The organism is Croceitalea marina (assembly GCF_042684265.1).
Taxonomy (GTDB): domain Bacteria; phylum Bacteroidota; class Bacteroidia; order Flavobacteriales; family Flavobacteriaceae; genus Croceitalea; species Croceitalea marina.
This window is the reverse complement of sequence record NZ_JBHULB010000007.1, coordinates 220,689-245,311: the sequence shown is the minus strand read 5'-3', so window position 1 is coordinate 245,311 and position 24,623 is coordinate 220,689. Positions and strand designations below refer to the sequence as shown.

The window sequence follows — 24,623 nt, the reverse complement described above, 5'->3', positions numbered from 1 at the left end:
TGGAGGAAAATTGAAGATTAGAGAGAAGGAACATGCCAAACTTCTTCAAAAGGAAAAGCAAGAGGAAATCAAAAATCAAGAGCATCGAAGGCAGGTAGTGGCGGAAGAAAAAGCAAGTTCTATAATAGATGACCTTCGATTCTTATGGCAAAGTAAAGGTTATAATTTTTCTTCAATCGAAGAACACATGGAAGCTTTGGACGAATTCGAACTATCTGTATTGAATGATTCCGATGCTTTTAAACCTAAAGATGGTCAGCCAAGAATCCACCATTGGTTTTCAATTGCAAAAAAGGGCCATATGGGTTTTCTTGAGCATATGATCGATAGTGCATATTTGGAAATCGATTTAAACGAAAAATCAAAGGACAATGCTACGCTTCTTGGAACGATGTTTAGAAATAAAGCTATTGAGCATAAAATGTGGCTTTTAAGAAAGCTTATCCGAAAAGGATATACACTAAAAAAAGAGGACGAAACAATATTGGCCCAAATCGAAACAGATCCTGTTGAATACGAATCGACATTAATAATTTTTCGTTTGGCAAATGAGCTTAATAGCAGTTATATGATCGATGAACTTTTCGAACACAAACCTCTTATTTGCATAATTGAAAGCGCAAAAAGAGATGAGATTATTGGCTACAGATACCAGAAAAATCAATGGATAGCCTTTGCAAACAATGCTATTCATAGTTATACCGACTATTGGAGTTACATCGAAAAGGCCTTTAAGAACTATGGTATCTGGGAAAAATTGATGCTATTGGACAAAAAGAAAACATTTCATAAAAAGTTGGCAAAGTTCCATGCTACGAATCCAAAACAGAAAGTTGATTGCATACCCTTGCTCAACGTCCTATATCCTGAATTGAAAAAAGAAGAATCCGAATGGTAGTTGGAATTTGTAAAAAAAGGGCTATTTAATTCGTATTCGCACAAGCGTAGATAGCCATTTATTAAGGCTTTCAGGTTTATTAAGTCTTAAATAATATTTTTGAGTTATCTCTCCTTCAGGACTTCTTTGCAACACAGTTGCACCAAAATATTTTTATCTTTGCATCGTGAAAGTTGTAGCAATCATACTATCGTTTTATTTTTTGGCACTCAATGTAGTGCCTTGTAGCGATGCGACAAATAGTGCCGATGATACCCAAGTTGTTACAGTAATTGATATTGATGGGGACCACGACCAAGACTGTGAGTTATGCTCGCCTTTTTGCCAATGCCATTGTTGTCACGTTCACACGATAAATTTTGGGCTTGTTGCATTTCAACCGCTACAGCGTGCTATTCCTCAAGAATTCTTTGTCCATTTTGATGACCTTGGCAAAGATATTCCCCATTCCCTTTTTCAGCCACCTCGGGCATAATTCAGTTTTAATAGGATAACTATATCCTGTTTTGACGTGTCCATCTATTGGATTCGTCAACATTGTGCATTGCATTTTATTCAAAGTACAAAACAAGAATTTCAACTGAATTAACACCCTTATCTATGATTAATAGAATCATTGATTTTTCAATCAATAACAAATTTATAATCGGTCTGCTCACGCTGGCATTGATTGGTGCCGGCATATACAGTATGACCCAAGTCCCTATCGATGCTGTGCCGGATATTACCAATAATCAGGTACAGGTCATCACACAATCGCCCAATCTGGGAACGGAAGATATTGAGCAATTTGTAACCTATCCCGTGGAAGTTGCAATGAGCAATCTGCCCAACGTCAAGGAAATCCGTTCGGTATCCCGCTTTGGGCTTTCCGTAGTAACGGTCGTTTTTGACGATGATATGGGTACCTATTTACCGCGTCAACTTGTTTCTGAAAAACTAACAGAAGTACGTGAACAAATCCCAGAAGGTTTTGGGCAGCCAAGTATGGGACCAATTTCAACAGGCTTGGGGGAAGTTTATCAATACACCCTGAAGGTAGAACCTGAATTTCAAGATAAGTATTCATTGTCCGATTTGCGCACAATGCAAGATTGGATTGTACAGCGGCAAATGGCAATGGTGCCTGGCGTTGTGGAAATTAATACAATCGGCGGAAAAATAAAGCAATATGAGGTGGCCGTCGACCCTAATGAATTAAAGGCAATCGGCCTTACTATTACCGATGTGTTCGAAGCATTGGAAGCGAACAATAAAAATACAGGTGGTGCGTACATTGAGAAAAACCATCAGGCGAACTTCATTCGAGGCGAAGGTTTGGTGCGAAGCCTTGATGATATTAAAAAAATCGTCATCAAAAATGAAAATGGTGTGCCTATTACCATAAGTGATGTTGCAGATGTGCGTTTTGGTTCTGCCGTGCGCTATGGGGCTTTGACGCAGGACGGCGAAGGTGAGGTCGTTGGCGGTCTTGTTATGATGCTCAAAGGGGCAAACTCAAACGAGGTTATTGTACGTGTGAAAGACCGGATGGCCGAAATACAGAAATCCCTTCCTGAAGGGGTTGTTATTCAGCCCTTATTGGATAGAAGCAAGCTTATAAGTGAAACAACTGGCACGGTGCGTAACAATCTACTCGAAGGTGCGCTCATCGTGATTTTCGTACTCGTTTTCCTTTTAGGAAACTGGCGTGGCGGTCTTATTGTGGCTTCGACTATCCCTTTATCGCTATTGTTCGCTTTTATTCTTATGAACGTTTTTGACGTATGGGCAAACCTTATGAGCTTAGGTGCTATCGATTTTGGTATCATCGTGGATGGGGCGGTGATTATCGTGGAAGCCAGCGTATTCTTAATGGGAAGCTACATCCTAAAAAAGAAGTCTTTAAACAAGGAAAAACGTGATGAGATAGCTGCAAACGCATCAAAAAAGATGATGAACGCTGCCTTCTTCGGGCAACTGATAATCCTTATTGTGTTCTTGCCCATACTGGCGTTGGAAGGTATTGAGGGCAAAATGTTTAAACCAATGGCGCTGACATTCATATTTGCAATGATAGGTGCTATGTTTCTTTGCCTGACCTATGTTCCGATGATGTCTGCCCTATTCCTAAAACCACCCAAGACGGAAAAAAAATCTTGGGGTGACCGTTTCGTGCATTGGGTACAGCGGAAGTATGAACCACTTTTGGTTAAGACCTTAAACAAAGGGAAATGGATTGTTGGAATTGCCGTCGCCATATTTGCCCTTACCGTTTTTATGTTTACAAGAATGGGTGGCGAATTCATTCCCCAACTGGATGAAGGCGATATTGCATTTCACACGATACTTAAACCCGGAAGCTCACTTAGCGAAACAATTGAGACCACTACTAAAGTAGAGCGTATTATAAAGGCCGAATTTCCGGAAGTTGAAAAAATTGTAAGCCGTATCGGTGTGGCCGAAGTGCCCACGGACCCGATGCCGATGGATTTTGCTGATGTATTTGTTATTCTAAAACCCCAAGACGAATGGGTGTCCGCTGATAACAAGGATGAACTTATTGATAAAATGAAGGAAGCGGTAAGCATTATACCGGGCGTAAATTATGAGTTTACCCAACCAATCGAAATGCGCTTTAATGAACTGTTAGAGGGTATTCGAGAAGATGTTGCCATTAAAATTTATGGTGAGGATATAGACGTACTTGCTGCAAAGGCCGATGAGATTACAAAAATCATAGCGGGTACTGAAGGAATAGGTGATATGAGGGCAGAAGCAACTTCTGGATTGCCCCAAATGACCATTAAATACAATCGCAACAAACTGGCACAGTATGGTGTGAGTATCGACCTACTGAATATAATGGTGCAGTCCGCTTTTGCGGGCGGATATGCAGGTGTGATTTTTGAAGGCGAAAAGCGTTTTGACTTGGTCGTTAGGCTCGACGAGCAGAACCGAACTGACATCAATGACATTAGGAATCTGTACATCAATTTGCCTAACGGCTCGCAGATTCCGCTTCAAGAACTGGCCACAATCGAATACGAACCAGGTCCGATGCAGATAAGTCGGGACAATACCAACCGAAGAACCTACGTGGGTGTAAATGTGCGCGGACGTGATGTGGAATCCTTAGTTAACGAGATTAAGGATAAACTGGACGCAAATCTTGAATTACCACCAGGCTATTTTATTCGGTATGGTGGTGCATTTGAAAATCTTGAAAGAGCAAGCGAGCGATTACAGACTGTGGTCCCGATTGCTTTATTGTTGATTTTTATCTTGATTTATTTCGCATTAAAATCCTTTCCACAGACCTTGATGATTTACTTGGCCATACCAATGGCGTCCATAGGTGGTGTTTTCGCCCTGTGGTTAAGAGATATGCCCTTCAGTATTTCCGCAGGGGTCGGCTTTATCGTCCTCTTTGGTGTTGCCGTCCTGAACGGACTGGTAATGATCAGCGGTCTAAATGAGCTGAAGGAAGAAGGCGTGACCAACTTGAAAGACCGTATCGTAGAAGGCACAAAACGTAGGATTCGCCCAATAATGTTAACTGCATTTACCGATATTTTAGGATTTCTTCCAATGGCCATTTCAGCATCGGCAGGGGCTGAAGTGCAGCGACCCTTAGCAACTGTGGTTATAGGTGGATTGATAACTTCAACACTCTTGACGCTATTTATCCTTCCCATCTTTTACCAATGGGTCGAAAAACGGTCGGAACGGAAGAAGAAATTCAATCCAAAATTTGTTACCGCAACAGCCGTGGTCTGTCTTTTGTTTACTTCCGCTTTCGCGCCTGCCCAGAGCGCAGTCGAAGGGAAAGCACAACAAGTCCAACCTCAAGATTCTTTACCAATTGTTTCATTGGAAAGAGCAGTAGAAATTTCCAAGGAAAACTATCCGTTATTGAAAACGAAACAGTTGGAAATTCAACGACAGGACGCACTTAAAGGTATTGCTTATGATTTTGGGAACACCCAAGTTTTTACGGGTGGCGAAGAAATAACAGATGGTCAAGGTATATATACTTTAGTTGGTGTAGGGCAACAAAATTTAGACCTCTTGGGTATCGGTGCAAAAAAGCGACTTCAAAAACAACGAATAGCTTTGGCCGAAACCGCTCTCGACCTGTCTGAATTGCAAGTGGAACAGGAAGTGAAAAAGGCTTGGTCGCAGGCATACCAACAGCGACAGAAATTTGAACTGTACCGCGAGCTGGATTCCATCTATTCACAGTTTGAAACGGCCATCCAACTCAACTTTGAAGTAGAAGCCATTTCCAGATTGGAATATTCATCGGCTAAAAATCAAGCGTTGCAAATCAGTAACAAACTGCAACAGGCCGAAAGCGATTATGCCATTGCCTTGCAAAAGCTAAATCTCTGGCTGGCAACAGACATTTTTTATTCTGTACCAGATTCGCTTGAAGAAAATGAGGTGGCTCTATTGGGATTGGGTGCGAATTTAGAAAGACATCCAGAGTTGGAACTTTCACAAAGGCGCATCGACGAAGCCGAAGCAAACTATGTTGCAGCTCGTGCCGAGCTACTTCCTAAATTAAACCTTCAAGGTGGATTGCAACAGGTCAATGGCGATAGCGGATTCTACACCTATCAGGCAGGTATTTCCGTCCCGTTGTTTTCGGGCACACAGCGCAGTCAAGCCAAAGCCGCTAAAATCAATAGCGAAATCGCAAAGACAAATGCGGACTATACCCAACGCCAACTACAATCTGAATTTCAGCAGGCAGTACAAGCCTATCAAAAATGGAAAACATCTTGGGAATTTTACAGAGATGAAGCTTTGCCACTTGCAGAAGAACAGCGTAAGGGTGCGTTACTTGCCTACAAGGAAGGTGCGGTGGATTATTCTGCATTCACGCAGATTATAAGGGATGCCATAAACACCGAAATGGATGCGCTCGATGCGCTTGACAATTATTTAGATGCCTTGTTTGAACTACAATACTTTCAAAACTAAAAAGATGAAAAAATTAAAATATATACCGATTACCGCAATGCTTATGGCATTGACAATAATTAGTTGTGGCGAGTCAAAAACCGAAAGCGACCACGATGATGCAACACATTCAGAAAAAGAAGAAAATCACTCTGAAGAAGATGAAATAGTAACACTTACTGCTAAACAGTATGATGCCCTACAAATGGAAGTCGATACGCTTGCCCAGCGCAATATGAGCGGATACGTAGAAGCGAACGGTCAATTGGAAGTTCCGCCACAAAATGAAGCGACCATCACTACGGTCGTGGGTGCGAACGTGGTTTCTATTGAGGTCATCGAGGGCGATAAGGTCAACAAAGGTCAGACTGTTGCCTATCTGTCACATCCTAATATCATACAAAAACAGACGGATTATCTCAATGCATATAGTAACAGTCAGTTTCTCAAAAAAGGATACGAACGCCAAAAAACTCTTTATGATGCAGGTGTGGGCAGCGGTGCCAATTTCCAAAAAGCAGAAGCGGAATATCAAGCTTCCAGAAGTATGGTGAACGGTTTGGAAGCACAATTACAACAATTAAATGTTAGTGCATCAGGTGTGAGAAATGGCACTATTTATCAAAGGGTTGCGCTACGAAGTCCCATTCAAGGCTTTGTGGAAAAAGTAGCCGTTAAAACAGGACAATATGTAGAACCCCAGACCGACCTAATGGAAATCGTGGACACCCATCACGTACACGCCGATTTGATGGTGTTTGAAAAGGATGTGTACAAAGTAAAGGAAGGACAAACCGTTCGGTTCAATGTCCAATCCATTCCGGGAAAGGAACTGACAGCGGAAATTTATTCCGTAGGAAAAACTTTTGAGCAGAACCCCAAAGCGATACACGTACACGCCGAAATCGAGAACAAAGAAGGCAACCTGATACCGGGAATGTATATTCAAGGACGCATCCAAACCGACAACACAATGACCACGGCAATTCCTGAAAGTGCCATCTCAGCCGATGGCGAAAAGTCCTTTGTATTTATAGCAAAAAAGGAAGGCGAGGATTGGAAGTTTATGCCCGTGGAAATTATAAAAGGAACTCACGATGGCGATTGGATTGCCATTGATTTTCTTACCGAACAAGAACCAAATACTAAGTATGCCTTTAATAACGCCTACTACTTAATGGCGGAAATGAAAAAAGGGGAAAACGAAGAAGAAGGACATTAAAAAATGGACCAAAAAAGAAAGCAAAATTTAAAGGAAGCAAGAACGCTTCAGATATGGAATGTCATTTATGACATTATCGAAGTGGTCGTATCGCTCATCGCGGGATTCACGGCAAACAGTTCCGCCTTGATAGGCTGGGGATTGGACAGCACCATAGAAGTCATTAGTGCAGGAACGCTCGGTTGGCGATTGCACGGCGATATCAAGGGTCTGGACGAAAAGCGTGTAGAGCAAAGAAAAATGACAACCCTTTATGTCATCGCAATATCCTTTGCACTCATCTGCATTTTCATATCCTATGATTCCATTTCAAAATTGATAAGTCAAGAAACGGCATGTTGGTCCACGATAGGTATCGTAATACTGATAGTTTCCTTAGTGGTAAATCCATTTCTGATTTATTACAAAAGAAAGTACGGACATAAATTGGATAGCCCTGCTTTATTAGCTGATGCCAAGGATACTTTTATCTGTCTGTATCAAACCATAGTAGTCCTAATAGGTCTATTGCTCGTGAAATGGCTGGGCTGGTGGTGGGCCGACCCCGTTGCGGCATTGTTGATAGTGCCATACGCGGCAAAAGAGGGTTGGGAAGCTTATTCCAAAGCACAAAAAATCAAAAACAGCATCGATGAGAAATGAAAGAAATAGAAAAAAGATTGAATGACAATGGGGTTCGCCCCACGGCAATGCGCATATTGATTTATAAGTATATGGCCGAAAAAGAAATTGCGGTTGCGCTCACGGATATCGAGAATGCTTTCGCAAAAGCGGACAGAACTACCCTTTACCGCACCCTCAAAACCTTTGAGGAAAAAGGTATCGTACACCAAATAGATGATGGCACCCATATTTCAAAATTTGCATTGTGCGAACCGGGTTGCAACTGTGAACTTGAACAAGATTTGCACTTGCATTTTCATTGCAATAACTGTGACGAAACGGTTTGTTTAACGGAACAAAAAATCCCGCATATCAATTTGCCTGATGGCTATGTTGCTGAGGATGCCAATTTGGTGCTCAAAGGAATTTGCGAAAAGTGTAGCGGACAATAAATGCACTTCCGTCGCATACTTAATTTAAAGAATTTTACAATATGAAAAAGAAAAAAATAAACCTACGGGATATAGACACTAAAAAGCATTCAGGCGAGCATTCACACGATGATGGCCATAACCACAGCAGTCCAGAACAACTATCTAATTTCAGAACCTATCTACCAGCTATTTTCAGCTTTGTGATGTTGATTGCAGGTATTGCCATTGATTATTTTGAAGCATTTCCACATTTTAAAGGATGGATAAGAATCGTTTGGTATTCTGTCGCCTATATTCCAGTTGGTTTTCCGGTAATAAGAGAAGGTTGGAAGAGTATCAAAAATGGTGATTTTTTTACGGAATTCTTCTTAATGTCCATAGCCACTTTAGGTGCATTTGCCATTGGCGAATATCCCGAAGGTGTTGCCGTAATGCTGTTTTATGCCGTGGGCGAACTCTTCCAAAATGCGGCCGTTAACCGTGCGAAAGGAAATATAAAAGCCTTACTCGATGTAAGACCAAATGAAGCTTTGGTTTATCGTGATGGCGACTTTGTTTCAGTAAATCCCGAGACTGTTGAAATTGGCGAAAAGATTCAGGTACGAGTAGGCGAAAAAGTTCCGCTTGATGGTATTCTACTTTCTGAAAAGGGTTCTTTTAATACTGCTGCCTTGACAGGCGAAAGCAAACCTGATACGATTGCTAAAGGTGATACTGTTTTTGCAGGAAGCATAAATCTTGATGGTGTAATCGAGATTGAAACCACTAAAGAATTTAAAGACAGTTCCATTGCACGAATTCTGGATATGGTGCAAAATGCAACTGCCAGAAAATCAAAGACGGAATTATTCATCAGAAAATTTGCTCGGATTTATACGCCTATCGTTGTATTCCTTGCCATCGGACTTACGTTTTTACCTTACTTTTTTGTAGATGATTATGTGTTTAGGGATTGGCTGTATAGAGCATTGATATTCCTCGTGATTTCGTGTCCTTGTGCGTTGGTCATTTCTATTCCTCTCGGCTATTTTGGTGGATTGGGTGCGGCATCGCGCAATGGTATTCTATTCAAGGGTGCATCCTTTCTCGATGCAATGACCCAAGTAAACACGGTCGTAATGGACAAAACCGGAACCGTTACCAAAGGCGTTTTTAAAATCAAGGAAATCAATTCCATCACATTTGAGGAAGCCGAGTTTATGAAATACCTGATGGCGATGGAAGAACAATCCACCCATCCCATTGCCAAGGCGATTCTCGAATACAAAGCGGACGGCTCGGATTACGAGGCAACCAATGTTTCAGAGGTTGCAGGAAAGGGACTAAAAGGAACGGTCAACGGAAAAACCGTACTGGTAGGAAACAAAGCCTTGATGACCTCAAACAGCATAGAAGTCCCCTCGGAAACAGATGGTATTGTAGAATCCATCGTTATGGTGTCCATAGATGGAACATTTGCAGGTTATGTAACCATTGCAGATGAATTAAAAGATGATGCGCACCAAGCCATTAAACAAATTCGGTATTCAGGAATTCAGCAACTCATAATGCTATCAGGCGACAAAGACTCAATTACACAACAGGTTGCAAAAGAGTTAAACATCGATTGGGCAAAAGGCGGACTGTTGCCTGAAGATAAACTCAATGAGGTTGAAGAGCTCAAAAAGCAACCCGAAACCAAAGTAGCATTTATTGGCGATGGTATTAACGATGCACCCGTTTTGGCAGCAAGTGGTGTAGGCATTGCGATGGGTGGTTTAGGAAGCGATGTTGCCATTGAAACGGCCGATGTTATTATACAGACCGACCAACCCAGCAAGATTGCAAGAGCGATTAAAATTGGTCGATCAACGCGAAGAATCGTATGGCAGAATATTGTTCTTGCATTTGGGGTCAAAGTCATAGTTTTAATTCTCGGTGCGGGTGGATTGGCCACAATGTGGGAAGCCGTTTTTGCTGATGTGGGTGTGGCACTTTTGGCCATTTTCAATGCGGTTCGGTTGCAGCGGATGACGTGGGATTAAAATCATACCAAATACAGAGATCATTATTTTCTTTCTGGACAACTGACAGCATCTCATACAATATAGTATTTCCATAATCCACTAACGCAGACCTTCCAAAGATTCCATAAGTTTTGCCCTGAGGAATTATATTAAAATATTTAGGCATATCTAAAAATATAATTATATTCGTATAAATATTTTTATAGTAATGTCTAAAATAATTTATATTTTTATTGGGGTCTCTTTACTTCTGCTTTGTGGCTGTGAAAATTTGGGACCCGAGGAACCTATGGAATTTGAGCTGTTGGATGGACCTATCGATGGCCTGTCCACAAGCGAGCAAAAACGGTTTTTAGCTGGTGACATTGCTTTTAACGATGACGTTTTTACTGTTGAAAATGGCCTTGGCCCCTTATTTGTCGGGACTAGCTGCGTTAGCTGCCATTCAGGGGATGGCAAGGGCCATCCTTTCAACCAACTTATCAGGTTTGGCAACAATGATTTGGGTCTACCCTCAATGCCAACTATCGGCGATGGCAGGAACCAAATTCAAAATAAGGCCATACCAGGTTTTGAGCCTGAAACCGTTCCTGATGGTTTGCCCTTTTCCATTTTAGTGGCACCTGCAGTAACAGGATTGGGTTTACTGGATGCTGTCCCCGATATGGATATTCTGGCATTGGCCGACCCAATGGATGAGGACGGAGATGGAATTAGTGGAAGACCCCACTATAATCGTCCTCCCAAATTCACCGAGATTCGGGAAAACAGTGTTCCAATTGGAAATAATTTTATCTTCAGGTTTGGTAAGAAGGCCAGTAGTTATGATTTGTTGCATCAAACCGTAGGTGCATATAATCAAGACATTGGGATAACCTCCCTTTTCGACCCCATTGACCCATTCAGCGGTCTTGAAGAAGATCCGGAGATAAGCACCCAAACTTTGAATGATGTTGTATTTTACCTTAAAACTCTTAAAGCTCCTATTCCAAGAAACCAGACAGATCCGGATGTTATTGCCGGGAAAGAGCTTTTTCAGTCCATACAATGCGCAGCTTGTCACACGCCGACCCTGACAACGGGGTTTTCGCCAATTGAATCTTTGTCCTTTAAGGAGTTCCATCCTTATACGGATTTACTGTTACATGATATGGGTCCTGGTCTTGATGATAGATTCACAGAGGGCAATGTTGAGACCTCCGAATGGAGAACTCCGCCGTTATGGGGAATCGGCCTGTCCGCCAATTCCCAAGGTGGACAAATGTTCCTGTTACATGACGGAAGGGCTTCAAGTATTGGGGAAGCCATTGAAATGCACGGTGGCGAGGCAAATAATTCAAAGGCACAGTACCTCTTATTAGAGCCAGAAGAAAAGTCACAATTGATACAATTCATTAACTCCCTATAGATGCGCAGGAAAGATTTCATCAAGCGTTTGGGATATCTAGCAACAGCCCTCCCGGCTTCCTCCTTTTTGCTCCACGGCTGTGCGGGCCTGTACTATGCCTCCTTCGCTGAGGAAGAGGGGATGTTGAGAATATCAAAAGGTGAGTTTAAACAGATAAAAGGAAAGAAACAAATAGAGCGGGATTTTGTGGTCATCCAAAGCGATTCCATGCAATATCCCATCGGCATTTTCAGAACACCAAAGCTTGACTATACGGCTAGTTTAATGCAATGTACCCATAGAGGCTGCGAACTCAACATTGGTGGTGGCATATATAATTGTCCATGTCATGGCAGCGAATTTGATCGCTCGGGCGGGGTCATGCAAGGGCCTGCAGAAGAAAACTTAAAGTCATTCCCAATAACAACCGATAATGAACATATCTATGTACATGTCTCCTAAAATATACGCTGCCCTTTTCATAGTGAATATTTACATTTCGACCATTAGCGCCCAAACCAGCGATAAAGACAGTATCAGGGCATCCATGAATATGGATGCAGTCTATGACCGTCCCTTTTTGACTTTTGACAAATTTCCCGTCAATCTGGGTGGTTATCTGGAGGCGAACTCAATCTATAGCATTGAGGATGGATTGTCAGAAGGGTTATCTTTTCAGGCCAGGAGATTGACTCTTTTCGTTTCGGCATCCATATCGAAGCGCATTAAGTTTTTGACTGAGTTGGAATTTGAAAACGGAACTGAGGAAATCGCCATCGAATTTGCCTCAATGGATATCGCCTTACATCCCTTGCTCAATCTTCGAGGAGGAATTGTATTGAATCCCATCGGCTCATTTAATCAAAATCATGACGGTCCGAAATGGGAATTCGTGGAGCGACCGGATGTTAGCACCAATTTGTTGCCTGCCACTTTCTCCAATGCCGGTTTTGGCATATATGGAAAGACGTATAAGGGAGATTGGACCTTGGGATATGAAGGGTATCTAACCAATGGTTTTGACACCAGCATTATCAATAACGAAGAGGAACGGACATTTTTACCTGCTGTAAAGGAAAATTCTGAGCGATTTGAGAACAATTTTAGTGGCAACCCGCTATTAAATGGAAAATTGGCGATTAAACATCGAAAAATTGGAGAACTGGGTATCTCTTATATGGGAGGCACATACAACAGGGAAGAAATAGATGGCCTCCAAGTTGACACTGAATCAAGGAGGGTCGATGTTCTTGCCTTCGACTTAAATACAACGATCAATAAGACAGGAACGAGGTTAATAGGCGAGATGACCTACATTTGGGTGGATGTACCGGATACTTTCACACAACAATTTGGAAATCAACAAGCGGGCTTTTTTGTTGATATTATTCAACCCGTGCTCAAAACGAAAATACTTGACTGGGAAGATGCAATACTGAACCTGTCGCTCAGGACGGATTATGTGGATTACAATATCGGGAAGTTTGCCCAGACCAACACCGATATTGGAGCTGACCTGTTTGCTTTGACCCCTGCCTTGAGCTTGAGGCCATCACCCCAGACCGTTCTAAGGATTAATTATAGGTACCAATGGCAGCAGGATATATTGAACAATCCTGCCTCAAAAACCGCAACATGGTATTTTGGAATCAGCACCTATTTTTAAAGTGATATCCTATTTATCAGCTTAAATCCGCCTGATTGCAAAGCAGTCATATCGAGCTTGAAAAATGTTTGCAAGTGCAACAACAATATATATTTAAGTATTTGCTTAAATAATATAATAATGATATATTTGTGACCACTTTAAATAAAAAAAGATGAGCTTGGAAATAACTTGTACACGGAACGAAGCAGACAAGAAGCAAATATCGAGATGCAAGGAAACCATAGAGAATTCTTCGGGCAGCTTAGAAGCAATAAGCAAAGTTTTGTCTCTCGCGGGAAGCGAGGTGCGACTGAAAGTCCTGTTCCTCTTGAACATAGAAAACGAATTATGCCCTTGCGATATTGCTGACATTCTTGAAATGAGTGTTCCTGCCGTATCCCAACATATCCGTAAAATGAAGGATGCAGGAATTATTTTGTCGAGACGTGAAGGGCAAACATTATATTATTCGCTGGTAAAGAGTGAGGACAATGTTTTGAATGGAATTTTCAATTCAATTTCAGCAAGAAAGAAAACAGCTTAGAAAGTTTACATTATGGCACCGAATAAAACTTCAAATACCGCGGCCTATACCGGCATTTTTACCGCAGTTGCAGCATCAATATGTTGTATAACCCCTGTCTTGGCATTAATTGCCGGAACAAGCGGAATTGCATCTACCTTTTCTTGGGTCGAGCCATTTAGACCCTATCTTATCGGCTTGACCATTATTGTTTTGGTGTTTGCCTGGTATCAGAAACTGCGACCGAAAACACAGGAAGAAATAGATTGCGCCTGTGAAGATGATGCGAAACCATCATTTTGGCAATCCAAACGCTTCTTGTTGATAGTAACACTATTCGCCGCATTGATGCTGGCCTTTCCGTACTATTCCAACCTATTTTATGCACAGCCCACCAAGGATATCGTCTATGTCTCTCAATCGAATATCAAAAAGCAGACTTTTGAAGTCGCTGGAATGACCTGTGCAGGTTGTGAGGCACACGTAGAAAGTGAAGTCAATAAATTGGACGGAATTATTTCGGTCAAAGCCAGCTACGAAAATGCCAACACCATAGTGGAATTTGACAAGGCCAAAACCGATTTGCCCGCAATACGAAAAGCTATAGAAAGCACCGGCTATAAAGTTGTCGAGAAAACCACTAAAGAAAATAAGTAGATGAAAAAATATGATGTTTTCATTATTGGTTCGGGTATGTCAGGTATGACAATCGCCAATAAATGCGCTTCAAAAGGTCTTTCGGTGGGCATTACTGATGAACTGCCTTATGGTGGCACTTGTGCCCTACGAGGCTGTGACCCAAAAAAAGTGATTATCGGTGCCACGGAAGTACGCGACTTCGCTAAAAGACTTAAAGGGAAAGGCATTGATACCATTCCGAATATCAACTGGAAGGATATAATGGCGTTCAAACAGACCTTTGTCGATGAAATGCCGAGGAAAATAGAAAAGGGGTATAAGAAGAACGGCATCGACACCTTTCACAGTTCCGCTACGTTTATAAATGAAAAGTCCTTATGTGTAGGTAACGAGACCATTCAAGCTGATAAAGTTGTAATTGCGTCAGGTTCAAAACCAAAAGTTTTAGATTTTGAAGGCGGACAGCTTGCGAAAACGAGTACGGATTTTCTAAACCTTAAGGAATTACCCCAATCCCTGCTTTTCATCGGTGGTGGATATATCGCCTTTGAATTCGCCCATATTGCCGCACGTTCCGGTGCCGAGGTAACAATAGTACATCGAGGCAAACGTCCATTGGAAAACTTTGACAAGGATATTGTAAAACATTTGGTCGATGCCACACGTAAATTAGGTGTTAAGCTCGTTCTTGAAACTGAAGTTTCTAAAATTGAACGTAAAGATGACAACTACATAACTACAGGAATTTCAAACGGAAAGGAAACTAACTTCAAATCGGCAGCGGTATTTAATTCCGCTGGTCGTCCCCCAGCCATTTTTGATTTAGAATTGGAAAAAGCGGGTATATCCTTCTCAAAAAAGGGCATAGAGGTCAACGAATACCTTCAGAGCACATCGAACGCGAACATATATGCAGCTGGCGATGCAGCGGACTCAAGAGGGTTGCCCCTGACACCCGTAGCTGTTTTGGAAGGACACGTCGTAGCTTCAAATATCATTAAAGGAAATGAGAAGAAAGTCAGTTATCCCCCAATGCCTTCCGTAGTTTTCACTTTGCCCGCTATGGCAACCGTTGGCCTATTGGAAGATGAGGCCAAAGAAAAGGGATATGATATCAATGTCAATTTTGAAAAAGTGGATGATTGGTTCAATGCGAGACGGCTGAATGTGGATAAATATGCTTTTAAAACAATCATCGATAAAGATAACAATACCATTTTGGGCGCACATCTTATCGGGCCTCACTGTGAAGAAACCATCAATCTTTTCGCAATGGCGATAAAGACCAAGATGACCATAAGCGATTTGCGGACAATGATATTTTCATATCCTACAATGGCATCTGACCTAACCTATATGCTCTAACTATTATTTATGGAAACTACTATATTAAAATCTACGATTACCTGTCCGGAATGCGGCCACAAAAAGGCTGAAGAGATGCCAACCACGGCCTGTCAATTCTTTTATGAATGTGATAATTGCAAACAAATACTAAAACCAAAAGAAGGCGATTGCTGCGTATTCTGTTCTTACGGAACTGTGGCCTGTCCACCTATTCAGGAAGGTTCAAAATATTGCTAATAAAATTGGAAAAATATTTGGAGACCACCCTACGAGCATACTTACATTGCAATAAAATTTTAACAAATGATACCACGGGATTTAAGTAAGGACATAAAAACAAGGTTACAAAGTATTAATGGGCAACTTAGCGGCCTCATTAAAATGCTGGACGAGGATACAGATCCTGAAAAGATATTGATACAGTTCAAAGCAGCACAAAAGGGTTTGGACAAGGCTCATTTCCTGTTACTGGACGAAACTTACAGAAAGGCCTTGGCAATCAAGATTTCAGAAACCGTGGAAGCTTGTCCTGGAGATTGTGGTAATGAAGACCGTATTGAATTTATACGGAAACAGTTCCCTGATTTGGAGCTGGACAGTCTTACCGACAAAATGAAAGAAATTGCCACGCTCAAATCCAAATTGGAAGACTCTAACGAGGAATAGAACTCGCAAAAAAACAACCCCCGTTGATGGCCCAAAGTTATGGGTCATTTTTTTTTGAAATAATGTTTGGAGACCACCCCGGGCACCCACCTACCTTTGTACCGTGCTTAATTGATAAGCCATTATAAATGAAATACTAATAAAAAAAAGAGATTATGAAACGTCAAGTAGAAGTCTTTACAGCCAACTGCCCCGTTTGTGACCCAGTGGTCAAAATGATTGAGGAACTGGCCTGTGATGAATGTGAAGTAACAACATACGATTTGGTAAAACAATGCGATGATAAGACTTATCTTACCAAGATGAACGAATATGGGGTACAAAAAATACCCGCAGTAGCCGTAAACGGAAAATTATTGGATTGCTGCAAGGATTCCGCCATTACCAAAGAAAAGTTGATGAAAGCGGGTATTGGACAAAATTAAAAAAAGATTTGGGTACGGCCATTTTCACCAATTATCCTGTTGCCGTACCAACAGGATATCATTTAAAATCCAAAAAATATGAAACCATTAAATTCTGAATTACAAAAATGTATTGATGATTGCAATGCCTGTATTACTGCGGCAAGAATCTGCCTTGACCAACATTTGGGCGAACCCGATATGAAAAAATGCCATCAGTTTTGTTTGGATTGCATTGCGCTATGTATCGCTTGTGTTCAATTACTCGCCAGCCAATCTGATTATTCGAAGCGCTTATGTGCCATTTGTGCGGACTTATGTAAAGCCTGCGCCGATGAATGTGCAAAATTCGATAGCGAGGTTTGCCAGCAATGTGCGGAAAAATGCTATGCCTGTGCCGAGAGTTGTAAAAAAATGGCAGCTTAACATTTAAAAACAAGTGATTTATGGCCATTTCTAATTTACATCTCAAAATCGTTCTAATCATTATACTCTGCTCATCGACAATATCCATTCTTAATGCGCAGGGACACGGGCCATTATATGGTTTACAGACCCCGACCCTCGCGAGGGGTGGCGTGGATCTAAATGTCGCAAGTATGAGTTTGAGCACCGAGAACGAAACTTCTTATATGCTGCGTTATTTGTTTTCCTATGGTATCACCGAAGATTTGCAGATTAACTTGACCACACCCACTATGATAGAGCGGCTTGACAATGCGCCGAGAACAAGGGGGAATAGCAATATGCCCGCAAATGGCGATATAGAAGCATCTCTTTGGTATCGATTTTTTTCCAATGCCTTTGGGGTGGGAAAACGTTTTGAGGGAACAGCTGTCCTCGGGGTTTCAGCACCTACCGATGATGTCCGCGCGCAAGTAAACGTGGGCAATTCCATTCACGGTGCAATTTCTACGGGATATGCTTCACGTACCTGGTATGCGTGGTTAGGTGGTGGCTATCAATATTACTTTGAAAAAGATAACGAACAACTCGGCGACCTGCCATACGCGAGTGCTGTGGTAGGGTATCGCCCCAATATCTTTATGGGCGATTATCCAAAACCCGATTGGAGGATATTTTTGGAAACAATGGCAGAATTCCCCGGTGACAATAAATATAACGGACAACAAAATTTTAGTGATACAAGAAGTAAAAAAGTATTGATGGGACCTTCATTTTTAGGGTTGTACGGAGCGTGGGGGATTTCATTTGGAGCCTTGTTTCCGGTGGTGCAGGATTTGACGCCAAGTGCCGTAAAAGAAAATTATAGGGTATCCATTAATCTAAGTTATTGGTTATAATAGAATTAAAATTTAAAAATTAAGAAGATGAAAAAAATAGCATTGGTTATGATAATAGCATTACTCGGTACTTTGAGTTCCGAGGCACAAATTCAAAAAGTTGACCAAGAGGTCTATGGAATGGATTGTGCACCTTGTGCCTATGGTCTTGAACGCGGTCTAAACAAAATGGACGGACTTCAAAATGTAAGGGTAAGTCTTAACGACGGGAAAGCCTATTTGCAACTTTTGAAAAATAACGGTTTAAGCCTCAAAAATATCCAAGAGGAAGTAAAGAAGAATGGTTTTTCAGCAAAGAAAGCCCAAATCACCATTTCAGGAACCGTGAAGAAGGAAAACGGGCTGTGGGTAATTGAAACCGGCCAAGAGCTATTTGATATATCGCAGCATTCACCGACTGAACTAGTGCAAGCATTGACTCCTGGAATGGCAATTGTAAGTGGTACGGTAGAAGATGAGGAGGATGGAAACCTTTCGGGCCGATGGGCCATAATACTTACAAAAGTCAAATAAGTTTTTATGAAGTCTTTCGTCAAAATGTTATTGAGCTCCAGTTTGCTTGCTGCCGTTCTTCCCTTGATGTGTTGTTTCATTCCCGCATTGCTTTCGGTGGTGGCCGGATTGGGATTTATAAGTAGAGGTTTTCAATGGGTACACCCCGCCGAGATCTATCTGACTCTATTTTCGGTTGGCAGCCTTGGAGTCGCACACTATAAAAATTTTGAAGGTTCGAAGAGGCTTTGCCGGAGGAAATCGTGCCAAGATGGTAAAATCAATCGTGGTATCAACTCCTGGTCTCTATGGATAATTACATCTCTGGTTTTAATTTCTATGATAGTAAACTTTTGGTATGAATTTTAGAAAGGTGTACATCTTCCCCGTTGTTTTTTTGGTTCTTGTCATATCTAGTTGTAAAAAGGTTAAAAAACAATGGCATTTCGAAAGGAAAATTAAGCTACCCATAGAATCCCGCCCCTTGGCATTGGCCAAGGACGGGGAAACCATTTGGTTTTCGGATCCTGATCATTTTCGTTTATATAAAATTGCCCTGAATGGGCAGGTATTAGATTCAATCACCGGTATCCAAAGGCCAATGAACATACATTTTGACAAGGGAGCACTATATATCCCCGAATTTTTGACCGACACCATCTGGCAATATAAAATGGGAAACTCCCGCCCCTTGAAAATCAATAAACGACCACAGGCCCCGGCCGGTGTTTCGGTATATGGGGATAGTATTCTAATAGCGGATTTTTACAATCATCGGATTCTAGTACAGACATCGAATGAAAGTTTTACCATTGGCAAGCAGGGCCACAAGGAGGGCGAACTGTACTATCCAATAGATGTCAAGCTAAAAGAGGGGAAAGTATATGTAACGGATGCCTATAACCACAGGGTTCAGGTCTTTGGTTTTGGTGGAAAACACTTAAAGACGATTGGTCTAAATGACCAAATAAACGTGGCCTCTGGTATTGCTTTGAATAGTCAGGAAATAGCGGTAACAGATCAAGAGAACGATCGTGTTTTGCTTTATGGCTATGATGGGCAACTGTTTCAAGTTTTGGAAGAAGGGATAAATTATCCTACGGATGTTTTATTGGATATGGAATATTTATACATTACAAATTTTAAGGAGAATTCCATTTTGATCTATCAAAAGAGGTGACTTGTTTCTGTTGATTGGAGGTTTGACATGGAGTGATAAGAAAAAGATGGCTCCTATTTTAGCTATTCCTTTTAATTTAGTGACTCAACCGATGCAATTAATTTTATCTCACACGTTCATATTCAGTAAATTCATAGACGGTTCCGTCAAGTGCTTTCGTGCCTGATTCATTCCTAATAAGTAACTTCTGAGTTGTCAATATAATCACGATAAGCGATTTGCTAACATCAGAATAGGAATGGGTCAGTTTCCCCGATTCCTCGATGTTCCAAGTACCAATCTCAAAGAATGAGTTGGCTATCTGGCTATGGCATGCAATTTCCCCTATTCCCCAGAAATAGATGTTTTCTTGGGGAGTCGTGCCCTGTTCATATCGGAGAATATCGTCTTTACGACAACTTTCGAACTTGGCAAACAAATCTTCCGTTGATATAATATTCCCAGCGAATCATTGGGTTGCCCCCTAAATTCAGCTATCCTTTTCCAATCTCCTATTAGATTATCTTCGGTAAACAATAGGTTAACCTGTTGTGAACCTTGGTCGTCGTTATTACATGCCAATAAAATCAACAAAATTAAGGGTAATAAAAGATTTGCCCGTTTTAACATAGCTATAGTAGTATAAAGTTACTTTCTATCATAACGTTCAATGTATCTATTCTTGGCATTTCATCATTTTTTAAAATTGCCCTATAGCTTTAGCCCATTATTGATAGTATCTTTAGGTTTCCCTGCGTTTTCCCATAATTTCCAGTATTTTGATACGGTAAACAATTGGAATACCCCTAGAGTATAATTTGCTTGAAAATTCGTTGATGAACTCGACCTCTTTGTGTTCTTTTCGTTTTATTGTATTTTTTATGCCTTCGGTAAATACGTGTAACTTTTGCTTTGCAACGCTGCCTTCAAGTTCTTCGAATGTGCCGTGTGCCATGGCCGATTCCCAATTAAACATGGATTGTATTTCTTCAACCTGTACGGAGACCGAATTGTTTTTGCGCATCGCATCGATTTTATGGCCTTCCGAGGTATAGCTAATGATTGTATTGTCAGTAGGATCAAAATAATAGGTAATGGGAATTACATAGGGTTTGCCCTGCCATAGATAGGCCAGGTGGCCAAGGTAGTTGTTTCTGAAGACACGCGTACTTGCGCTTGTTGTTAAATCTGTCATCGTTTTTTTTTTTAAAATTACAAATCGTTTAGAGACTGTTTTGGAACAGGTCGATTAATTATAATGACCATGCTTTACCTCCAGTAAGTTTTTGTGTAGCCTCACATGAAATATATTCTGCCGGAATAGGGAGATAGGCCAGTACTTCCTCACCCATATATTCAGAGATTTTATAGCCCCAGATAGTCAGCCCACGAAGATTGTTCGCAAAGCCAAATCGGGCAACAATGTCATCCAGATTAGCAATGTTACCATGGGCAACCGATTCTTGATACGAGTTTATCGTTTCAAAATTTTTGGCCTCCTGTTCTTTGGATACCTTTAATGACGAGGCCAAGACCGGCTTTAAATCCTCGGGAGTGAGGTCAAATGCCCTATCCTTGCCAGAATCCTTTAAAGCTTTGTCCATAAAACGGCCCATTGACATTTTAACGAAATCCTGCTGATTCTTCTCCATGGCCTCATCGAAAAATTTGTCGATAAATAGGTGTGTTTTTACCTCAGAGGCCGACGGTGTATCGGTCTTTGGAAGAATAATGTCCACCAAGTGAGTAATAACCGTACCTTCTTCCTTTGTAAAAAATTTCGGTGTCCATGTAGTTGCACTTTCATTTTTACAGCTTTGGGCAATGCCCATCAATGTCGGGGTTGCCACAATATAACCAAGAGACAGCCCCATGTTCTTCAATGCTTTTCTTCTTTCCATTAGATATTTCCTTTTTTAAGTTCTTGCGCTGCATGATCGGCAGCTCTCGCCGTAAAGGCCATGTAGGTCAATGATGGGTTTACACAACTGGCAGAGGTCATAAAAGCCCCGTCGGTTACGTATACATTGGGAACGTCATGAATTTGATTGTTTCCATTAAGGACAGAAGTCCTAGGGTCCCTGCCCATCCGGGCCGTACCCATTTCATGAATGCCAAGACCCAGTGCCCCGGGGGTGTCATAAGGTTCTACGTTGCGAAAACCTGCCTTCTGGAGCATTTCAACGGCGGATTCTTTCATGTCTTTGCGCATGGCCCATTCATTCGCCTTGAATTCGGCATCGAAGGTTACCGTGGGCAGCCCCCAGCCGTCCAATTTATCATAGTCCAAGGTCATTCTGTTGTCTTCATATGGGAGCACTTCACCGAAGCCCCCAAGGCCCATGGACCAACCTCCCGGTTTTAGAACGGCCTCCTTGAGTTCCTTGCCAAAAGATAGTTCCGCGATCAAGTCTTCCCAGTTGCCCCTTCCGCCACCGCCCTGGTAGCCAAAGCCCCTTTTGTAATCGTTTCTGTTGGTATTGTCGCCCAGATTTCTAAAACGCGGAATATAGATGCCATTAGGTTTTCTTCCTTTATAGTATCTATCCTCGAAGCCGTCGAACTTTCCTTGTGCCCCGACACCGAGATGGTGATCCATGATATTTCTTCCCAATTGATCTGAGTCGTTGCCCATCCCGTTTGGGAAGCGATCGGATCTCGATTGCATTAATATAGAGGTTGAGGCAATGGCCGAGGCGCATAAGAAAATTACCTTGGCCTTGAATTCGTAGGCTTCCTTGGAGACCCTATCGATGACCTTAACTCCGGTTGCCCGTTTCGTATCCGGACCGTATATTATCTGATGTACGATGGAATCTGGTCTCAATGTCATATTTCCGGTGCGTTCGGCAGCGGGCAAAGTAGATGAATTGCTGCTAAAATACGCCCCGAATGGGCAACCCCTAATACAGCGATTTCTGAACATGCAATGCTGCCGTCCCTCGAATTTCTTGGTTCCCGTGATATTGGCGACCCTTCCTGCCGTGACCACACGGCCATCGAAATTCTCGCTTACCTTTTCCCGAAAACGTTGTTCGACACAATTTAGTTCCATCATCGGTAAAAACTGGCCATCGGGTAATTGTTTCAACCCAAGATTTTCCCCCGACACGCCGATATAGGTCTCTACTTTATCGTACCAAGGGGCAATATCTTTATATCTAACAGGCCAATCCACTGCGATTCCCTCTCGCTGGTTGGCGGTAAAATCGATATCGCTCCAGCGGTAACTATGTCGCCCCCACATGATAGAACGCCCACCCACATGGTAGCCACGCATCCAGTCAAAACGTTTGATTTCGTTGTAGGGGTGTTCCAAATCGTTCACGAACCAAAGGGCACTGGCCGCATTGGTCGTGTACCCGGTCCTATTTTGCTTTGGTTGTTTTTTTAAATCTTCCTGGGTTGGTTTCCCTCCGTTCCGTAAGTCCCATGGATCTTTATAGGCAGTCGGATAGTCCTCGATATGGCGTACCATCCTTCCACGCTCAAGAACCAAGGTCTTAAGGCCGTTCTCACAAAGTTCTTTGGCGGCCCAGCCACCGCTGATGCCGGTTCCCACAACAATCGCATCATAGGATTGCTGTTCTTCGTTGTAATAGAATTTTTTCATTGTCAAATCTTTTAAAAAGCCATTCATTCTTTCGCTATCTTAAAATGTATAAATGACTTTGTGTTCACATTTTTATCATCTTTTAGCATTTAGTTTTCTAATCGGGCTCCATAGTTCTTATAACCATTTATCAATATTCTATAACCTGTAGTCTTTCAAAAACCTTAAATGGGGAAGAAAGGTGAGTAAAAGCATCGCCGTACGAACCATTTGATAGGAAACCCAATTTGCCAACCTGTTGAATATACCTGCTCTTTGTTTGAGACTCTCCTTTGTAATTTCGCTACACTCGCTGATAACCTTTTCAAAGTCAGCGCGAAGGTTTTCGGCAAATTCTACGGAGTGAATTTCCACGTTCATTTCAATACTACCGTAGCAACTAAGACTGTTCAGGTTAAATGAGCCTACGGTGGACCATTTTTTATCTACCACGGAGGCTTTACCATGCACTACGGATTTGTTCCACTCATATATCCTCATATGGTGGTTTAAAAAAGAGGAATACAAATGTTCGGTTGCCCTACGTACCAACGGCACATCGCTAATGCCCGCTAAGATTACCGTTGTCTTTATTCCTCTTTTACAGGCTTTTTTCAATGCCTTTGCTATTATGCTTCCAGGCAAAAAATACGAGCCTACGATTACTATCTCTTTTTCGGCATGGAGAATGGCATTAGTATAGGCATCGCAGACTTCAGTTTTACTTTTAAGCCAGTCGTTCTGTAAGATTCCAACCCTTGCTTTTTCCACCAAATGCAAGACAGGCTTTATTTTTTTTGAGCTACTTTGTTTAAAAAAATAATCCCTACACAGTTTCTGTAAATCTTCTGCGGCCGGACAATACAACTGCACGGCATAATCTAGCCAAGGCTCCGATTCAGTTGTGCCGTGGTATTTGTCGGCAATATTGATTCCCCCGATGAGTGCTGTTTTTCCGTCGGCAACGACTACTTTGTGATGCATACGCCTACCGAGATAAAAATTGTTCCAAGAGAACAAAGGGGAGAAAAAACGTAGTGAAATACCATGTTGTACCAAATCATGGGCAAAACTATCGGGGAGCGCAGCACAGCCATAGGCATCCAGTAAGACATACACTTTGACTTTTCGTTTGGCGGCTTCCTTCAGTAGAGTAGCTATGCGATTTCCCGTACTATCGTTTTCAAAAATGTAGGTTTGTAAATGTATTTCCTCTTGCGCCTTTTCAATTGTTTTTTCCAACCTATAAAAATAATCTTCGCCCGAATGCACCAACTCGATATAGTCTTCATTATGGTCCATAACGTGCAATACTTTTTTGGTATTATCTTCTGCTGATTTCTGTATCATCA

At 41.8% G+C, this 24,623-nt stretch carries 25 protein-coding genes; 20 read left to right on the top strand and 5 right to left on the bottom strand.

Features of this window, described 5'->3' with window-relative positions; all coding sequences use genetic code 11:
- The first annotated feature begins 187 nt into the window (after positions 1-187).
- The 20 genes from ACFSQJ_RS19890 (at position 188) to ACFSQJ_RS05105 (ending at position 19,700) form a co-directional block, all read left to right on the top strand.
- Positions 188-898, top strand: coding sequence for a DUF7829 domain-containing protein (locus ACFSQJ_RS19890; protein ID WP_449257569.1), 711 nt, complete (start codon positions 188-190; stop codon positions 896-898).
- Positions 899-1,064: 166 nt separating this feature from the next.
- Positions 1,065-1,373 carry a DUF6660 family protein gene (locus ACFSQJ_RS05195; protein ID WP_339337015.1) on the top strand — a complete coding sequence of 103 codons (309 nt, stop codon included), beginning with the start codon at positions 1,065-1,067 and terminating at the stop codon, positions 1,371-1,373.
- A gap of 125 nt (positions 1,374-1,498) precedes the next feature.
- Positions 1,499-5,866 (top strand): CusA/CzcA family heavy metal efflux RND transporter, encoded by a 4,368-nt coding sequence (locus tag ACFSQJ_RS05190; RefSeq protein ID WP_377765895.1) that lies wholly within the window; start codon positions 1,499-1,501, stop codon positions 5,864-5,866.
- A gap of 4 nt (positions 5,867-5,870) precedes the next feature.
- Positions 5,871-7,067: an efflux RND transporter periplasmic adaptor subunit gene (locus ACFSQJ_RS05185; RefSeq protein ID WP_377765894.1), complete on the top strand. Its 1,197-nt coding sequence runs from the start codon at positions 5,871-5,873 to the stop codon at positions 7,065-7,067.
- A 3-nt stretch (positions 7,068-7,070) separates the two neighbouring features.
- The gene (locus ACFSQJ_RS05180) at positions 7,071-7,709 is read left to right on the top strand and encodes a cation diffusion facilitator family transporter (protein WP_339339057.1); all 639 of its coding nucleotides are present in this window, start codon (positions 7,071-7,073) and stop codon (positions 7,707-7,709) included.
- Positions 7,706-8,122, top strand: coding sequence for a Fur family transcriptional regulator (locus ACFSQJ_RS05175; RefSeq protein WP_339340025.1), 417 nt, complete (start codon positions 7,706-7,708; stop codon positions 8,120-8,122). Before ACFSQJ_RS05180 ends, ACFSQJ_RS05175 begins: the two co-directional genes overlap by 4 nt.
- A gap of 41 nt (positions 8,123-8,163) precedes the next feature.
- Positions 8,164-10,128, top strand: coding sequence for a heavy metal translocating P-type ATPase (locus ACFSQJ_RS05170; RefSeq protein WP_377765893.1), 1,965 nt, complete (start codon positions 8,164-8,166; stop codon positions 10,126-10,128).
- A 190-nt stretch (positions 10,129-10,318) separates the two neighbouring features.
- Complete coding sequence (locus ACFSQJ_RS05165) at positions 10,319-11,518, top strand: di-heme oxidoredictase family protein (protein WP_339337241.1); 1,200 nt, start codon at positions 10,319-10,321, stop codon at positions 11,516-11,518.
- Positions 11,519-11,959 carry a QcrA and Rieske domain-containing protein gene (locus tag ACFSQJ_RS05160; RefSeq protein ID WP_377765892.1) on the top strand — a complete coding sequence of 147 codons (441 nt, stop codon included), beginning with the start codon at positions 11,519-11,521 and terminating at the stop codon, positions 11,957-11,959. It abuts the gene before it with no gap.
- Entirely contained in the window at positions 11,931-13,163 is a 1,233-nt protein-coding gene (locus ACFSQJ_RS05155) for a hypothetical protein (RefSeq protein WP_377765891.1), read from the top strand. The genes ACFSQJ_RS05160 and ACFSQJ_RS05155 overlap by 29 nt, the downstream gene beginning before the upstream one ends.
- A 154-nt stretch (positions 13,164-13,317) precedes the next feature.
- Positions 13,318-13,689: an ArsR/SmtB family transcription factor gene (locus tag ACFSQJ_RS05150; RefSeq protein WP_339337238.1), complete on the top strand. Its 372-nt coding sequence runs from the start codon at positions 13,318-13,320 to the stop codon at positions 13,687-13,689.
- A gap of 12 nt (positions 13,690-13,701) precedes the next feature.
- Entirely contained in the window at positions 13,702-14,325 is a 624-nt protein-coding gene (gene merTP / locus ACFSQJ_RS05145) for a mercuric transport protein MerTP (RefSeq protein ID WP_339337237.1), read from the top strand.
- A complete protein-coding gene (locus ACFSQJ_RS05140) occupies positions 14,326-15,672 on the top strand; it encodes a dihydrolipoyl dehydrogenase family protein (protein ID WP_339337236.1) in 1,347 nt (448 codons plus the stop codon).
- 9 nt (positions 15,673-15,681) lie between these two features.
- Complete coding sequence (locus tag ACFSQJ_RS05135) at positions 15,682-15,891, top strand: GDCCVxC domain-containing (seleno)protein (RefSeq protein ID WP_339337235.1); 210 nt, start codon at positions 15,682-15,684, stop codon at positions 15,889-15,891.
- A 66-nt stretch (positions 15,892-15,957) separates the two neighbouring features.
- Complete coding sequence (locus ACFSQJ_RS05130; protein WP_339337234.1) at positions 15,958-16,320, top strand: metal-sensitive transcriptional regulator; 363 nt, start codon at positions 15,958-15,960, stop codon at positions 16,318-16,320.
- Between the two features lie 155 nt (positions 16,321-16,475).
- The gene (locus ACFSQJ_RS05125; protein WP_339337233.1) at positions 16,476-16,745 is read left to right on the top strand and encodes a thioredoxin family protein; all 270 of its coding nucleotides are present in this window, start codon (positions 16,476-16,478) and stop codon (positions 16,743-16,745) included.
- A 78-nt stretch (positions 16,746-16,823) separates the two neighbouring features.
- Complete coding sequence (locus ACFSQJ_RS05120) at positions 16,824-17,150, top strand: four-helix bundle copper-binding protein (RefSeq protein ID WP_339337232.1); 327 nt, start codon at positions 16,824-16,826, stop codon at positions 17,148-17,150.
- Between the two features lie 20 nt (positions 17,151-17,170).
- Positions 17,171-18,028: a hypothetical protein gene (locus ACFSQJ_RS05115; protein ID WP_377765890.1), complete on the top strand. Its 858-nt coding sequence runs from the start codon at positions 17,171-17,173 to the stop codon at positions 18,026-18,028.
- Positions 18,029-18,055: 27 nt separating this feature from the next.
- Positions 18,056-18,541, top strand: coding sequence for a heavy-metal-associated domain-containing protein (locus tag ACFSQJ_RS05110; RefSeq protein ID WP_339337230.1), 486 nt, complete (start codon positions 18,056-18,058; stop codon positions 18,539-18,541).
- A 337-nt stretch (positions 18,542-18,878) separates the two neighbouring features.
- Positions 18,879-19,700 (top strand): hypothetical protein, encoded by an 822-nt coding sequence (locus ACFSQJ_RS05105; protein WP_339337229.1) that lies wholly within the window; start codon positions 18,879-18,881, stop codon positions 19,698-19,700.
- Between the two features lie 324 nt (positions 19,701-20,024).
- Here the strand turns inward: ACFSQJ_RS05105 and ACFSQJ_RS05100 are convergent, their stop codons facing one another.
- The 5 genes from ACFSQJ_RS05100 to ACFSQJ_RS05080 all read right to left on the bottom strand — a co-directional run bounded on the left by ACFSQJ_RS05100 (position 20,025) and on the right by ACFSQJ_RS05080 (position 24,621).
- Positions 20,025-20,309 carry a hypothetical protein gene (locus ACFSQJ_RS05100; protein ID WP_377765889.1) on the bottom strand — a complete coding sequence of 95 codons (285 nt, stop codon included), beginning with the start codon at positions 20,307-20,309 and terminating at the stop codon, positions 20,025-20,027.
- Between the two features lie 112 nt (positions 20,310-20,421).
- The gene (locus ACFSQJ_RS05095; RefSeq protein WP_339337227.1) at positions 20,422-20,874 is read right to left on the bottom strand and encodes a pyridoxamine 5'-phosphate oxidase family protein; all 453 of its coding nucleotides are present in this window, start codon (positions 20,872-20,874) and stop codon (positions 20,422-20,424) included.
- Positions 20,875-20,932: 58 nt separating this feature from the next.
- Positions 20,933-21,580, bottom strand: coding sequence for a gluconate 2-dehydrogenase subunit 3 family protein (locus ACFSQJ_RS05090; RefSeq protein ID WP_272651050.1), 648 nt, complete (start codon positions 21,578-21,580; stop codon positions 20,933-20,935).
- Positions 21,580-23,292: a GMC family oxidoreductase gene (locus tag ACFSQJ_RS05085; protein WP_339337226.1), complete on the bottom strand. Its 1,713-nt coding sequence runs from the start codon at positions 23,290-23,292 to the stop codon at positions 21,580-21,582. The genes ACFSQJ_RS05090 and ACFSQJ_RS05085 overlap by 1 nt, the downstream gene beginning before the upstream one ends.
- Positions 23,293-23,430: 138 nt before the next feature.
- On the bottom strand, positions 23,431-24,621 hold the full coding sequence (locus ACFSQJ_RS05080; protein ID WP_339337225.1) for a phospholipase D-like domain-containing protein: 1,191 nt from the start codon (positions 24,619-24,621) through the stop codon (positions 23,431-23,433).
- Between the last annotated feature and the right edge of the window lie 2 nt (positions 24,622-24,623).